The sequence below is a fragment of the Exiguobacterium sp. UBA7533 genome (assembly GCF_002479335.1).
Lineage (GTDB): Bacteria > Bacillota > Bacilli > Exiguobacteriales > Exiguobacteriaceae > Exiguobacterium_A.
Map to the genome: position 1 here is coordinate 1 of NZ_DLMP01000001.1, position 14102 is coordinate 14102.

Sequence of the window (14102 nt, forward strand, 5' to 3'; positions counted from 1 at the left end):
GTCGTTGGCTCGTCCGTTGACGGTTCATCCGTCGTTGGTTCATCCGTCGTTGGCTCGTCCGTTGACGGTTTTTCTTCTTCAGGATCGGTGACCGTTACCGTCGTCGAGACTGGTCCCGATTTTTCTCCTGACGCTTTCGCTACGACTTGGAATATCGAGCGACCTGGCTTTAATCCACTGATACTGATTCGATTCGTCGTACTCGTTCCGACTGTCGATGATTTACCATCAGCATCTGTCATCTTTACTTCAAATGATACATTATCATACCCATTGGCACGAAGCGCAGCGTCATTGTAGTTCCAAGTCAGTTCACCGCTCTTTTTGTCTTCATCGTAAGATGCTTGTAATCCAGTCGGAGCGGGTACCGTCTTTTTTTCAACGACAGGTTCCTTCGTCCCTTTCACGTATAATTCGTTTCCGATACTGAGGACAGAACTTGGTTGTTCAAATGGCGCTGGCGTTCGATCGCGTGTTTTCGTGATGAAATCTTTCCAGATTTGCTGTGCCATCGTACTGTTATATGGACCACTGAGTCCGGATCCATTGTTGTTTCCTGATTTTGTTGTTCCTGTCCAGACACTGATCGAGACATCAGATGTATATCCTGCAAACCAGACATCTTTATAAGCATTGGTTGTCCCTGTCTTACCGGCTGCATCAAACGATAACCCAGCACTTGGGAACGTACCACCTGGTTTCAAGACATCACGAAGCATATCCGTCAACATATAAGCTGTGTAGTCTTCCATCGCCTTTTTCGATTTGATTGGTGACTTGATTTTAGATCCGTCACTGTACTCAATCGATTTAATGACGTGTGGTTTGATATAATCGCCCCCATTACCCAGTGTTGCATAAGCTCCTGCCATCTGAGTCGTATTAAAACCATGCTTCATCCCACCAATTGCATAAGCTGGTGAAATCGACTCATCGTCTTTCATTTTCAAACCAGACTTTTCAGCGAATGCTTCGACTGCATCCCCACCAATTTCTTGGAACGTTTGAATGGCAGGTGTGTTAGCCGAGATTTTCAACCAATGACGAATCGTATTCGTACCACGATATCCATCATAATAGTTTCCAATCTCTTTTCCGTTAACTTCTGTCGGCTTATCCGTCAATTGTTTCGCAGTCGACCATTTGTCATTTTCGATGGCCGGACCGTATGCGAAGAATGGTTTTGCGGATGATCCCGGTTGATGGGGTTCATTTGCATAGTTTCGTCGCGCTGTTCCTTTACCTGGATTTTTACCATCGACGACTGCAAGAACTTCTCCGGTTTGCGTATTAATTGCCGTAGCAGCCGTTTCAGCATATTCCGGTAATTGAACGATTTGATCTTTTTTGATCGCTTCGTTCATATAGTCATGCATCGGCTTATCAATCGACGTATAGATCTTTAACCCTTGACCATAGATATCTTTTCCTTCTAGACCAAAATCATCTTCTAACTCTTTTGATACCATGTCGAAGATGACACTATCATATGATTCATCCTTCGTTGACTTCGGCGCCGGATTGATTAATTTCGAAATTGGTTGTTTGACCGCTTTATCTCGTTGCACTTTTGTAATGACGCCTGTCGTTTGCATCGCATTGAGGACTTGTGTCTGACGCCATTTCGTTAGCTTCGGATCTCCTTTGATTGGATCATAAGCTGTCGGACGTTGCGGTAATCCCGCGAGCATTGCAGCTTCCGCATAATTCAACTTATCAACTGATTTATTGAAATAGGCTTTTGAAGCGGTCTGGATGCCAAATGAGTTTTGACCATAGTAGTTTTTATTCAAGTACATCTCTAAAATCTGATCTTTCGTATAATCCTGCTCTAAGCGGATCGCAAGCCATTGCTCTTGGACTTTCCGTGTGATTGTTTTATCAAAGCTGAGGAATGATTGTTTGACGACCTGTTGCGTAATCGTCGAAGCGCCTTCAGAACCAAATCCATCAGTGACGTTCGCGATGATGGCACCTCCGAGACGGCGGAAATCAATCCCGTTATGCTGATAAAAACGACGGTCCTCGATCGAGATGAATGCATCTTTGACGACTTCTGGTACTTCATCGATTGACACGTACTCTCGACTCGTCCCGCCTTTCGTGATTTCTTCTTTGTTACTTGCATAAATCTTCAGTGGCAACGCATCACGAAGTTCTGCTTCATCGAGCTCTGGTGCCGTAGCAATCGCATAAGCGGCAAATCCGCCTCCGATCAACATCATCAAGATGAATAACCCGGTAGCAATCAACAATAACTTTTTCCAAAGTGGACCTTTCCCGCCGGATCCTCCACCGGATTTTTTCTTTTGGGGACGTTTCGTCCGTTTCATCTTTTTCTCAGATGACTTCGTCTCTTCACGACGTGCGACACGACTTCTTTCCATATGCTATCCTTCTCCTTCAATCAAAAAGTGTCTGAATTGAAATATAGTTCGTCCACTGCCTTTAAATAATCGATAGCAGGGTACGCGCCAGTCTCGACTTTGATACCGTCTCGTTCGATGATCGTCAGCGGAATGGATTTCCGTCCGCTTTCGAGTTGATCCCACCAGGGGAACACGTGCTCGACTGAAAGCACATATTGCACATTATACAGACTGAATCGAATGATGACAAAACAAATTCCTCCATGTTCGACACATTGACGCATGTGTGCGATTTGATGGGGGTGAAAATTTTTTATCGGGAAGGACGTTTTATTCGTCGTCTCCTTCGCTTCGAAATCAATATATTTTCCGCGGTAGACACCATTATAATCGGTCGTCGATGGTTGCTTGAAATAGGCTTCCTTGACGACAGCTGCAGATCGCTTCGGATAATCCACTTGAACGATTTGTAACGGAGTGGGTTTCTTGTGAATGATTGCCCGATTATGAGTCAGATAAAACGTATTACTTTCATTCAATAATTTTTCGAGCGTCATCCCACGATTTGAAAAGGTTGAATCGGTTGATCGTGCCTTCTTGATTCGGGTTCCGTGCGACTCGAGTGGCTTTTGAAATTTTTTCCCATTCGGGTAATTCAAAACGATTCCCCTCCTATCGCGTTTATTGTACCATGATATGTGATTGTACCGTATCGGCCGAGAGGAGTAGTTAAAAACCAATGACAATTGAACCATTATTACAAGAGATCGAACGTATATATCAAGAAGGACGTGCCGGAACCGAATATGACTTCAATCGAGACGTCGTACCGTTCGTCGAACGAGCCGATCAACTGATTGCGCAGTGGCAAACGAATGCCCAAGATAGTCCTTACTTACGTCCGAGCATGGTCGAAAGTGCCGTAGATCAACTGAAGCAGATTTCTGTCCAAGCCTTTCAGCCAAAGACGAGTCTGAAACGTTTCAATGAAACGATTAAATCCGTCCGCTATATCGATCGATTGATGAATGGCGAAGAATAATAATTAAAAACAGGAATTATCTTCCTTGAGTCGAACACCTAATCTATAAGGGAATGTTTCACCGGTTTCACTTGCCAGGCTATAGCTTTTCAGTGGCCTAGCGTGTAAAGTGGCATCAAGAGCATTTCTTTCTTAAAGACTGTGTAATTATCGTGCAATTGGAGGAGATTCATTTGAACAAACGGGTACAATCGAACGTCAAAGGCGTTGATGTCAAAGGATTTCCTAAGAACTCAACCCCTGCCCCGAAGAAATACATCATGTTCGTTGACGAGACAGGAACACCTAAGGGGAATACACAATTCAATCTAACAGGTGTCTTGATGGAATATAAATATGCCATCGATTCGGATGAGACGGGCGAACCGAGTCCGCTTCGTCAACGTTTGATGGATTTCAAGGCAAAAGTCTTTGAGGATCCACATATTCCGCTTCATCTCAAAGAAATTTTAAAAGCCGAACATCCATATGGAAAAGAAGACGGGATCACGATCGATATGTTGCGTCACTTCTGGATTGCCTTACCGGAATTTTTAGTCGATATCGATTGTACGATCGTCAGTGTCGAAGTCGATAAACAGAAGCTGCAAGACTTCTTCTCGACACCGAAGGATCCGTATGTCGTTGCCTTCGCTCATCTGATGAAATCGTTCTATTCCTTCCTTGATGAGACAGAAGCGACGAGTGCACGTGTTGTGCTTGAAAGTCGTGATGATTATCAGAACTTGCTGATTCAAAAGGCATTCTTCGATATCTTCAATTCAGGAACGGTCCATCTCGACGTTGAAAAAAGCCGTCAAAAAATCAAGGGCTTCATCTTTGCTGAAAAAGACAGCGACCTCTACCAATCTGGTCTTGAGATTGCCGATTTGGTCTGCTTACCTTTGTCCCGCGTCCGTCGTGGTGTCATCGAGGTAAAACCACGGTTTGTCCATTATGGGGACGAAAACCGGATTTTTAAAGCCATCAAAGATAAAATTTACATTCGCCGCGATAGCCCGGACCAAGATTTCCGAAACTGGGGTTTCAAAAAAGTACCGATCACGAAAAAGCGTCGTGAATGGTCCGATACCCCTTGGAATGGTTGATGACTCAAAAAAAGTGGATCCGATAGGGATCCACTTTTTTATGGTGTCGCTAATCCTTTTGTCCGCTTTTTCCCTTCTCGACACATGTCGAGTAACGGGCAAGCTTCACAGTTCGGACGTTGTGCCTTACAGTGATAACGTCCAAAGAAGATGAATTGATGATGGAGTTTTGACCAACGTTCTCGTTTGAAACGGCGCATGAGTGTCGCTTCAACCTGTGTGACATTATCCTTCCACCGACAGATTCCGAGACGTTTCGAGACGCGCTCGACATGTGTATCAACCGCAAATGCCGGGACATCGAAGGCGACAGACAAGACGACGTTCGCCGTTTTACGCCCGACACCAGGTAGTGCTTCAAGTCCGGCTCGTTCCATCGGGACTTCACCGTCGTGTTGCGCAAGGAGTTGTGCTGCCAGTGCCTTGATGTTTTTTGCTTTATTCCGGTATAATCCAAGTCGTTTGATCTTGTCCTCGATTTCCTCAACCGGCGCCGCAGCAAGTGAAGCAGGATCCGGATACGCAGCAAATAATCCAGGCGTCACCTGATTGACGAGTACGTCGGTCGCTTGCGCACTCAGTGCGACCGCGACGACCAGTTCAAACGGATTGCGGTGAATCAACTCGCAAAATGCATCCGGAAACATCTCTTCTAACGTCGCTTCAATCCGATCGATTTCAGCTTTCCGTAACATCTACTCAGCCTCCTCGCCCGGCAAGATCCTCAAGTGTCTTGATGCCTTCGCGTTCCCATGTTCGTAAAATTTGATTGATATAAGTCATCTTGCGAACGTTATGATAGACCGCTTCTCGAAGTGCGGCAAGTACCAGCTCTTCCGAAATGTTCTCGATCGTCAACCACTGAATGATTTGCTCCATCTGAAACGGTGACATCATCCCGAGTTCCCGCTCGAATTGTTGGAAGACGGATGGGTTGATTGTATCAAAGTTCGGTGCTTCCTGTTCCGGTGGTGCCATCAGTTTTTCGTAAAGTGGCACAAGCGAATAACGTTCTGATCCGTTGACGTTCTCCATCGCTAGTAATCCTTTTTGTAATAAACCGAGTGTCGTCTCGATTGTTTCCGTCTCGGATAGTCCAAGTCGATTACTTAACTCTTCCGGAGATGGCATCTCCATGCCCTCTGCCCGACAGGCAAACAGTTGACCAATCAACGTGAACTCGACAAAACTGATACCTAATCGTTTCGCCTCGGTGAACAATCGTTTTGGTAAGACGACCGTCCCTTCCTCGAATAATTGCACTAAATTATGATTCATCGTAATTCCTCGATTCTCTAGTCTAAACAAGAAATCGACCCGTCGAGACGATGGGTCGATGTTTTTCCTTACTGCTTATGGATAGAGGCGGTTCAGCAGACGTGGGAACGGAATCGTTTCCCGAACGTGCTCGACGCCTGTAATCCAAGCAACTGTCCGCTCTAAACCAAGACCGAAGCCACTGTGTGGAACAGAACCGTATTGACGTGTTTCAAGATACCATTTATAGGCACCCGTCTCATCAAGACCATGTTTCTTCATCTCAGCGAGAAGTTTGTCATGATCTTCTTCACGTTGTGAACCACCGACGATTTCCCCGTATCCTTCAGGGGCAATCAAATCATCACATAAAACGAAGTCTGGGTTTTCCGGATCTTCTTTCATGTAGAACGGCTTAATTGCTTTTGGCCAATGCGTGATGAAGACAGGGCGCGCAAAGCTGTTTGCGATCGCTGTCTCATGTGGTGCACCAAAATCATCCCCGAATTCGATATCGTCGAATCCTTGCTCTTTGAGCATGTCGATTGCTTCTGTATACTTGACGCGTGGGAACGGTGCTTTAATGTTTTCAAGGACCGTCAAGTCACGTCCAAGCAACTCAAGCTCCGCACGGCAGTTCTTCAGTGCCGATTGCACGAGGTGCGAGACGTAATTTTCTTGGACTTCGAGGTTCATCTCGTGATCGTGGAATGCCATCTCCGGCTCCATCATCCAGAATTCGATCAAGTGACGACGTGTTTTTGATTTTTCAGCACGGAACGTCGGACCGAACGAGAAGACCTTTCCAAGTGCCATTGCTGCCGCTTCCATGTAGAGCTGACCAGATTGTGAAAGGTATGCATCTTCATCGAAATATTTCGTATGGAACAATTCTGTTGTTCCTTCTGGCGCACTACCTGTTAAGATTGGCGGATCCACTTTGATGAATCCTTCTTGGTTGAAAAATTCGTACGTCGCACGAATCAATTCATTCCGAACGACCATGACCGCATGCTGACGCTTTGAACGTAACCAGAGGTGACGGTTATCCATCAAGAAATCCGTTCCGTGTGCTTTTGGTGTAATCGGATAATCGATCGCTTCATGGATGACTTCGATTTTTGAAATTTCCATTTCATGACCGATCGCTGTCCGACCGCCATCTGATTTGATGACACCTGTTACCCAAAGTGACGATTCCTGTGTTAAGCCTTTTGCTTGTTTAAATAAGTCTTCGCCGACCGTTTCTTTAACGACGACACCCTGCATGAATCCAGAGCCATCCCGAAGTTGGAGGAAGGCGATTTTACCACTCGAGCGTTTGTTTGCTAACCAACACCCAATCGTCACTTCTTCTCCTACATATTTATTTACATCCCGAATCATTGTTTTCAACAGTCAACATCCTCTCTCTATTAAACGGCTGTATGGGCCGTGATGAATCCTTCAATCCGGTCGAGTGCCTCTAAGACACGTGCCGGATCCGTTGCATAAGATAGGCGGACATAGTCCGGTGCACCAAATCCTGAACCTGGAATCAAGGCAACCTTCGCTTCAGATAAAACAGCTGTACACCAGTCATCGACATTATCGAATCCACACATCTCAGCAGCTTGCTTTGCATGTGGGAACAAGTAAAATGCCCCTTCCGGCTTCAGACACGTCAATCCTTTAATCTCGATGAGTCGTGCGTAGATTTTTTCAAGTCGTTCTTCAAAGATGACACGCATCGCTTCGACCGGTGCATCACCCTCTGCATACGCAGCAACCGATGCTGCTTGCGCAATCGATGTCGGATTCGACGTTGAATGGCTCGCTAAGTTCGTCATCGCTGCGATGATCTCTTTAGGTCCAATCGCATACCCGATCCGCCAGCCTGTCATCGCATGTGATTTTGAGACACCATTGATGATGACCGTCCGTTCGCGCATTTCTGGTAAGGACGCGATCGAGATATGTGTCACACCGTTATAGAGCAACTTTTCATAAATCTCGTCACTGATGACGAGTAAATCGTGCTTGATTGCAACATCTGCTACCATCTCAAGCTCTTCTTTCGAATAAACCATCCCCGTCGGATTCGATGGTGAATTCAAGACAAGTGCTTTCGTCTTCGGAGTGATATGTTGCTCAAGCAATTCCCGTGTCACTTTGAAGCGAGACGATTCGTCCGTCTCGAGAATGACAGGGACACCGTCACTGAGTTTAATTTGCTCTGGATAACTGACCCAGTATGGTGCTGGGACGATGACTTCATCGCCTGGGTCGAGAATCGCTTGGAACAATGTCGAGAGCGCATGCTTTGCGCCAGAAGCGACCATGACTTCTGAACGTTCATATGGCATCCATAAGTCACGGCGTGTTTTTTCAATGATCGCATCCTTCAAGGCAACCGTTCCGCCAGACGGCGTGTATTTCGTATCGCCTGCTTCTGCTGCCTCGAATGCTGCTTGAATGATGAATTCCGGTGTATTGAAGTCGGGCTCTCCCGCACCTAAACCGATGATGTCTTGACCTTCTTCACGTAGTGCCTTAGCTTTCGCAGTGATGGCTAGAGTCGTAGATGGTGTCAATTGTCGTACGCGTTTCGATAACATGTCGCCCACTCCCTTTACTTAATTCGTAATCGTTTGATGAAAGAACCTTCTTGATACGTGTAATACGAATAATCATAGCCTGTCTTCGTTTTTGAAACGATCTCAATGACAGCACGATCCTCAAAACCGTATTTAGCAGACACGATATCTCCGAGTTCCGGATGATCCGCGATAACCGTTTTAATGGCAATACCATCAGCAACCGGTCGCGTCTCAATCGTTCCTTTTTCCGGAACAAACGCCCGTACCGCCTGTCCACTCTGCTTCATCGTAAAAACGACATATTGGCGTTTTCCGCTAAAGACAGATTCGAACCGGACGTCTGTCGGCTTTAGTTCTTTTTTTAGACGCGTCTCTGCTTGTTCCGCGACGCTCTGTTCTCGGTCTTTTGCCTCAGCGATCGTCACCTGATAAACAGCTGTTCCAAGAACAGCCAAGATGAGGAGTGCACTCAGTAGAGCAAGCGTGACTTTCCACTTCATGTGCGATAGATGGTGAAAACCATCTGCTCCTTGTCTTTTTCATCGAGAGCAAGACCGAACATTAAATCTTCCGTTTTCAGCGTCCGGTTCAATAAGTCGACGATTTTATACGTATCGTCATGGCGGTTCACTTTGACGGTCGCAAGTGTTTCAATTTTTGAATCCATCTGTATGTCCTCCCTCATTTTTCTCTATCTATTATAATGCGATAGGGTTTATCTGAATAGACTCAATCGCTATCATTCAAAAACAATTCAAGTTCTGCGGTCAGTTCATCAAGCGGTTTTGATAAAACAGGCACTTTCGGCAGACTCGTAACGAATCGTTTTCCGTATCTCGTCGTCTCAATCCGGCGATCGAGCACGAAGACAACACCACGATCGTTCGTCGTCCGGATTAAGCGACCAAACCCTTGTTTAAAGCGAATGATTGCTTGCGGTAGGCTGTATTCGAAAAATGATGATTTTCCGAGTTTTTCGATCCGTTCCGAGCGTGCTTGGACAATTGGTTGATCTGGTGGCGCGAATGGTAGGCGGACGATGACGAGACAACTGAGATCATCTCCCGGGATATCGACCCCTTCCCAAAAACTAGCCGTCCCGAACAAGATACAGGCATCGAGTTGCTTGAACTGTTTCATCAGTCGTTGCCGTGAACCTTGCGTGACCCCTTGCGAGAGTAATGTAAACCGGTCTGGCAGCAACGGCTTCGTCGCCTCATGCGTCAGTCGTAGCAAGTCGTTCGAGGTAAATAAGACAAGCATCCGTCCCTCCGTCACCTCTGCGATTTGTAAGATTGCTTCCGCAATCGTCTCCGCGAATTCTGGCAATGGCACATCCTGTAAGAGTGGGAGATCCGTCGGAATCATCAGTCGCACATTATCGGCATATCCGAACGGCGACGGCACGACGAAACGACGAGTCTCAAAAGCATCGAGTCCTAATCGGTTCTCAATGAATTGGAATTTGTTCGAGACAGTCAACGTCGCAGACGTCAGGATACACGTGCGTTTTGAAAAGACATCGCGTCGTAATCGCTCTGAAATGTCAATTGGTTGTGTGTATACGCGTGTTAGCTTCCGGTTCTTAACGGACGTCTCGATCCAAGATACCGTCTCATCGTGCGGAGCAAGCATCGTCTCGAAGATCGCGAGCTCTGCTTCTTCGATTTGTGCCGTGATCGCTTTTAAATCCGCGACGAGCGAACGCTCCCGATAACTCATTTGCTCCCGATGTTCATGGAACAGTTTATGAATCGCACGAATTGCTTGACGCAAACGCCGCAACACCAATTCAACCCGCTTGGCACTCTCTTGGACGGCACGCATCGAACGATCAAGTCGCTTAAAGCGAATGCTGACCATTCCTTCCCGTCGTGCTTTGCGGGAAGCCAGTTCGAGCCCATATGCTTGAACGATCATCAGTAGGCCGTCTGCTTCTTCGAGCAACGTCGTCAGTGCTTCATCGACCGTCTCACTATGGGCTTCCACCATCTCGGCAATATCCCATTCTTCCGACAGATCAAGCAAACGGTGCAATAATTTTTTGTCAGATGAATACCCGAGTTGGCGGAACAGACGATCGAACGTATGACCATCAAAAACGAGACCAAAATGATGGCTCGCGACTTCTTCGATTTGGTGTGCCTCGTCGAGAATCAACGGGCTTCCTTTCGGTAAGACCCCTGCTTCGAACTGCAGATCACTAAACAACAACGCATGGTTCGTGACGATAATCGTCGCATCTTTCGCTTGGCGAATCGCATGCTGGAAGAAGTCCCGACTGTACCAGGGATCAAACCGTCCAAGCTGCGATTGACTATCGGATTGAATCAATTGCTTGATTCCGATATTGCCTTGCGCTGCACCACCCGGTAAGCTGACTTCCTCTAAATCTCCTGTTTCCGTCTCCGTCAACCATACGAGAAGAATCGCTTTTGCGAGCGTAAAGTTATAGACATCCTCTTGATCATTCAAGAAAAACTCGAATTTCCGTAAATCGATATAGTTACTTCGTCCTTTAAGCAATGCAATCTGGACCGGCGTATCGAACAATTGACGCAATAGCGGTAAATCACGCGCAAACAGTTGCTCCTGTAATTGAATCGTGTGTGTACTGACGACAATCGGCACTTCGTGTTCGAGCGCGTAGTGCGCTGCAGGCACGAGATAACCGAGCGATTTCCCGGTCCCTGTTCCCGCTTCGACAAGTAACGGCGTTTCTTGATCGAGCGACTGATAGACATGACGCATCATCTCGAGCTGCCCACGCCGTTCTTCATATCCTTCAAATAGACGAGGGAACGTCACGGCATTCAATTCATCAACGAACGGTCCGAACGGTTCAAGAATGGGCGGATGTGACAAACGTTCTATTGTCTGACGCTTTTTCAAAGCGATTTTACGAAAACGATCGAATCGCTCATCCTCTTCGATGCCGACTAAACGAATCGCATGGTCGATTTCCTCTTCGATGGCACTAAATAGACGTGGTGATAACCGTCTGAGATGTTTTAATGTCTCGAGCGGCAACGTATGTAGTCGCTTGAGTAGTTCAAGTAACAATTCAGCCGTCGCCGAAGCATCACTTCCTGCCCGATGTGCTTCTTGATGAGCAAGATGCAATGATTCTGACAGATGCGACAACGCATGGCTTTCTGCTGTTGGAAGTAAGATTCGCGCAAGTTCTACCGTATCAATGACGGGACCTGTGTACGGCAAGTATCCTTCTTCTTCTAACGCATCGTTTAAGAAGTTTAAATCGAACTGCACATTATGTGCGACGAAGACGCCACCATCGAGCAATGATAAAACTCGTGGTGCGATGACATCGAACGTCTCGGCATCTTTGACATCTTTATCCGTGATGCCCGTCAACTGGGAAATGAATGGAGGAATCGGTTGGGTCGGACGGACGAAGGCAGACAGTTGTTCTGTCAACTGTCCATCTTCAATGACCGCCATTCCGATCTCAATCATCTCATCGCCAGCCTTTATGGAATGACCTGTCGTTTCCAGGTCGACTACGACGTACTTTTTCTTCAACACTGATCCTCCACCTTTAATCCATCCTATCCATGATTGGATGGCATCTCATTCTTCATCTTAACAAAAAAGAGACCCGCTGACATAATCGGGTCTCTAAAATTTCATAAGATCGTGTGGGCGATTTCTTGAGACAACATTTGTTTGATGTCATTCTGCTCATTTAGAACAGCCACTTTTGGGACATGTGTCGCAATTTCTTCCGTCGACAATTGCGCATACGCCATGATAATGACCTCATCTCCAACTTGAAAATGGCGTGCTGCAGCACCGTTCAAACAGATGACACCTGAGCCGCGAGCCCCTTTAATCGCATACGTTTCAATCCGCGCACCATTCTGATTGTTCGTCACTTGGACTTTTTCATTTTCAAGGATCCCGACAGCATCGAGTAAATCCTCATCAATCGTAATCGACCCAACGTAGTGTAAGTTTGCCTCGGTGACCCGGGCCTTGTGTAGTTTAGCATGCATGAATGTGCGTAACATCGTCATACTCCTCTCGTATATAGTAAATTATCGATTAAGCGTGCCGATGCGAACTGCACGGCAACAGCTAAGAGAATCGTAGTCGTTTGTTCAGTGGCAGGTCGTAGTGATGGATAGTCGACAGCTTCGACGTAATCAATCGTCGTCCCCTCAAATTGAAGTGCTGCGCGCGTCTGTTCGAGAACCTTTTCAACAGGCACTCCTTGATCGAGTGCTTGTTTCGCTTGTTGCAACGCCTGTTGAATTCCCGGTGCTTGCGTGCGTTCCGTCTCCGAAAGATAGACATTTCGTGACGATTTCGCTAGACCATCCGCTTCGCGAATGATTGGGCAACGGACGATTTCAACCGGAACGAAGTAATCAGCGACGTACGCTTCAATCAAGGCGAGCTGTTGTGCATCCTTTAAGCCGAAATATGCACGGGTTGGACGGACGACGTTCAACAGCTTACTGACGACCGTCAAGACACCGTCAAAATGTCCTGGTCGCGATGCGCCGCATAAGACATCATCACCGGAGCGGACTGTAACACGGGCCATATCCAGCGGATACATCGTCTCGTTCGTCGGATAAAACAGATAATCGACACCTTCTGCCTCCGCGATCTTCTGATCGCGTTCCGCGTCTCGTGGATAACGATCCAAATCTTCGTTTGGTCCGAATTGTGTCGGGTTGACGAAAATACTTAAGACGACGACATCATTCTCTTGTCGTGCTTGTTTTAGCAATGAGGCATGCCCTTCGTGCAGGAATCCCATCGTCGGTACAAATCCGATTGAACCGGCTCCCGCTAGACGTTCTCGTAACGTCTGAATATCTTGAACAATCTTCATTCCTTGTTTCCTCCATAAAGCGCACCGATCAGTTCCTCGTCCATCTGGAACGAATGTGCAAGTTCAGGGAAGGCACCGGCTTTGACATCTTTGACGTAAGCAGCGATTGCTTCTGTTCCTGAAGTATTCCAGTCCGTATACGCTTTGACGAACTTCGGTAAACGTCCGACGCCATACGTCAAGATATCATGATAGACAAGTACTTGACCGGCGACATCTGCACCGGCTCCGATGCCGATGACGGGAATCGAGAGGAGCTCTTGAATTCGTTTCGCGAGCGGATGCGGCACACACTCAAGGACAAGCATTTTCGCTCCGGCACGCTCTGCTTCCAAACTATCTGCAATCAGTTGTTCGGCTGCTTCTAGTGATTTCCCTTGGACCTTGAATCCTTCAAGAACTCCAACGGATTGTGGTGTTAGTCCGAGATGTGCGACGCAAGGCATCCCAGCGTCCGTCAAACGACGAATCGTTTTTAAGATCTCCCCTGCCCCTTCTAGTTTCAAAGCATCCGCCTGTGATTCTTGGAAAATACGGGCCGCTGATTCAAGCGTGCGATCAAATGAACCATGATAGCTTGCGAACGGCATATCGACGATCATGAACGTCTGTGGTGCGCCGCGGCGAACAGCACGCGCATGGTGGACCATGTCGTCGACCGTGACGGCAATCGTTGAGTCATAGCCGAGAATGACGTTTCCGAGGGAGTCCCCGACGAGTAACATATCGACCCCTGCTGCCTCTGATAATTTTGCTGAAGGATAATCATATGCCGTCAACATGACGAGCTTCTCTCCAGCTTGTTGTTTTTTTAATAATGGACCCATTGTGTGCATCGTGTTCTCTCCTTACGTGTGTAGGGAGGACAAAAGGAAAACGCCTTCTTCTCCAAAATAAACGCAT

General features: G+C 47.0%; 14 protein-coding genes. 2 read left to right on the forward strand and 12 right to left on the reverse strand.

Going from position 1 to position 14102, the window contains the following annotated elements; genetic code table 11:
• Both B2U10_RS00005 and recU read right to left on the reverse strand, forming a co-directional pair.
• Positions 1-2387: PBP1A family penicillin-binding protein (locus B2U10_RS00005; RefSeq protein ID WP_290785112.1), on the reverse strand; the 2387-nt coding region annotated here is incomplete at its 3' end.
• A gap of 20 nt (positions 2388-2407) precedes the next feature.
• Positions 2408-3034, reverse strand: a complete 627-nt coding sequence (gene recU, locus B2U10_RS00010) for a Holliday junction resolvase RecU (RefSeq protein WP_215148244.1) — start codon at positions 3032-3034, stop codon at positions 2408-2410.
• A gap of 74 nt (positions 3035-3108) precedes the next feature.
• Between recU and B2U10_RS00015 the strand changes: the two genes are divergently transcribed.
• Both B2U10_RS00015 and B2U10_RS00020 read left to right on the forward strand, forming a co-directional pair.
• Entirely contained in the window at positions 3109-3411 is a 303-nt protein-coding gene (locus tag B2U10_RS00015) for a DUF1798 family protein (protein WP_023468613.1), read from the forward strand.
• A gap of 173 nt (positions 3412-3584) precedes the next feature.
• Complete coding sequence (locus tag B2U10_RS00020) at positions 3585-4499, forward strand: DUF3800 domain-containing protein (RefSeq protein ID WP_023468614.1); 915 nt, start codon at positions 3585-3587, stop codon at positions 4497-4499.
• 38 nt (positions 4500-4537) lie between these two features.
• On the opposite strand, the gene nth is transcribed toward B2U10_RS00020, so the two are convergent.
• From nth to panB, 10 genes are all read right to left on the reverse strand, one after another.
• Positions 4538-5194: an endonuclease III gene (nth, locus tag B2U10_RS00025; RefSeq protein WP_290785113.1), complete on the reverse strand. Its 657-nt coding sequence runs from the start codon at positions 5192-5194 to the stop codon at positions 4538-4540.
• A gap of 4 nt (positions 5195-5198) precedes the next feature.
• Positions 5199-5777 (reverse strand): DnaD domain-containing protein, encoded by a 579-nt coding sequence (locus tag B2U10_RS00030; protein ID WP_023468616.1) that lies wholly within the window; start codon positions 5775-5777, stop codon positions 5199-5201.
• 75 nt (positions 5778-5852) lie between these two features.
• Positions 5853-7151: an asparagine--tRNA ligase gene (gene asnS, locus B2U10_RS00035; RefSeq protein ID WP_035407248.1), complete on the reverse strand. Its 1299-nt coding sequence runs from the start codon at positions 7149-7151 to the stop codon at positions 5853-5855.
• Positions 7152-7171: 20 nt separating this feature from the next.
• Positions 7172-8353, reverse strand: a complete 1182-nt coding sequence (locus tag B2U10_RS00040; RefSeq protein ID WP_290774998.1) for a pyridoxal phosphate-dependent aminotransferase — start codon at positions 8351-8353, stop codon at positions 7172-7174.
• 14 nt (positions 8354-8367) lie between these two features.
• Entirely contained in the window at positions 8368-8835 is a 468-nt protein-coding gene (locus B2U10_RS00045; RefSeq protein WP_056062159.1) for a hypothetical protein, read from the reverse strand.
• Positions 8832-9002: a YpmA family protein gene (locus B2U10_RS00050; protein WP_012370646.1), complete on the reverse strand. Its 171-nt coding sequence runs from the start codon at positions 9000-9002 to the stop codon at positions 8832-8834. Before B2U10_RS00050 ends, B2U10_RS00045 begins: the two co-directional genes overlap by 4 nt.
• Positions 9003-9064: 62 nt before the next feature.
• A complete protein-coding gene (dinG, locus tag B2U10_RS00055) occupies positions 9065-11878 on the reverse strand; it encodes an ATP-dependent DNA helicase DinG (RefSeq protein ID WP_290785115.1) in 2814 nt (937 codons plus the stop codon).
• 104 nt (positions 11879-11982) lie between these two features.
• Positions 11983-12366, reverse strand: a complete 384-nt coding sequence (gene panD / locus B2U10_RS00060) for an aspartate 1-decarboxylase (protein ID WP_029341994.1) — start codon at positions 12364-12366, stop codon at positions 11983-11985.
• Positions 12367-12368: 2 nt separating this feature from the next.
• Positions 12369-13199, reverse strand: a complete 831-nt coding sequence (panC, locus tag B2U10_RS00065) for a pantoate--beta-alanine ligase (protein ID WP_035407239.1) — start codon at positions 13197-13199, stop codon at positions 12369-12371.
• Positions 13196-14035 (reverse strand): 3-methyl-2-oxobutanoate hydroxymethyltransferase, encoded by an 840-nt coding sequence (gene panB / locus B2U10_RS00070; protein ID WP_035407228.1) that lies wholly within the window; start codon positions 14033-14035, stop codon positions 13196-13198. The genes panC and panB overlap by 4 nt, the downstream gene beginning before the upstream one ends.
• Between the last annotated feature and the right edge of the window lie 67 nt (positions 14036-14102).

Bases quoted from the DNA above. Each gene is read 5' to 3' on its own strand.
- nth (WP_290785113.1), bottom strand. From the start codon at position 5,194: ATGTTACGGAAAGCTGAAATCGATCGGATTGAAGCGACGTTAGAAGAG.
- B2U10_RS00015 (WP_023468613.1), top strand. From the start codon at position 3,109: ATGACAATTGAACCATTATTACAAGAGATCGAACGTATATATCAAGAA.
- panD (WP_029341994.1), bottom strand. From the start codon at position 12,366: ATGTTACGCACATTCATGCATGCTAAACTACACAAGGCCCGGGTCACC.
- B2U10_RS00030 (WP_023468616.1), bottom strand. From the start codon at position 5,777: ATGAATCATAATTTAGTGCAATTATTCGAGGAAGGGACGGTCGTCTTA.
- B2U10_RS00045 (WP_056062159.1), bottom strand. From the start codon at position 8,835: ATGAAGTGGAAAGTCACGCTTGCTCTACTGAGTGCACTCCTCATCTTG.
- panC (WP_035407239.1), bottom strand. From the start codon at position 13,199: ATGAAGATTGTTCAAGATATTCAGACGTTACGAGAACGTCTAGCGGGA.
- B2U10_RS00050 (WP_012370646.1), bottom strand. From the start codon at position 9,002: ATGGATTCAAAAATTGAAACACTTGCGACCGTCAAAGTGAACCGCCAT.
- panB (WP_035407228.1), bottom strand. From the start codon at position 14,035: ATGCACACAATGGGTCCATTATTAAAAAAACAACAAGCTGGAGAGAAG.
- B2U10_RS00040 (WP_290774998.1), bottom strand. From the start codon at position 8,353: ATGTTATCGAAACGCGTACGACAATTGACACCATCTACGACTCTAGCC.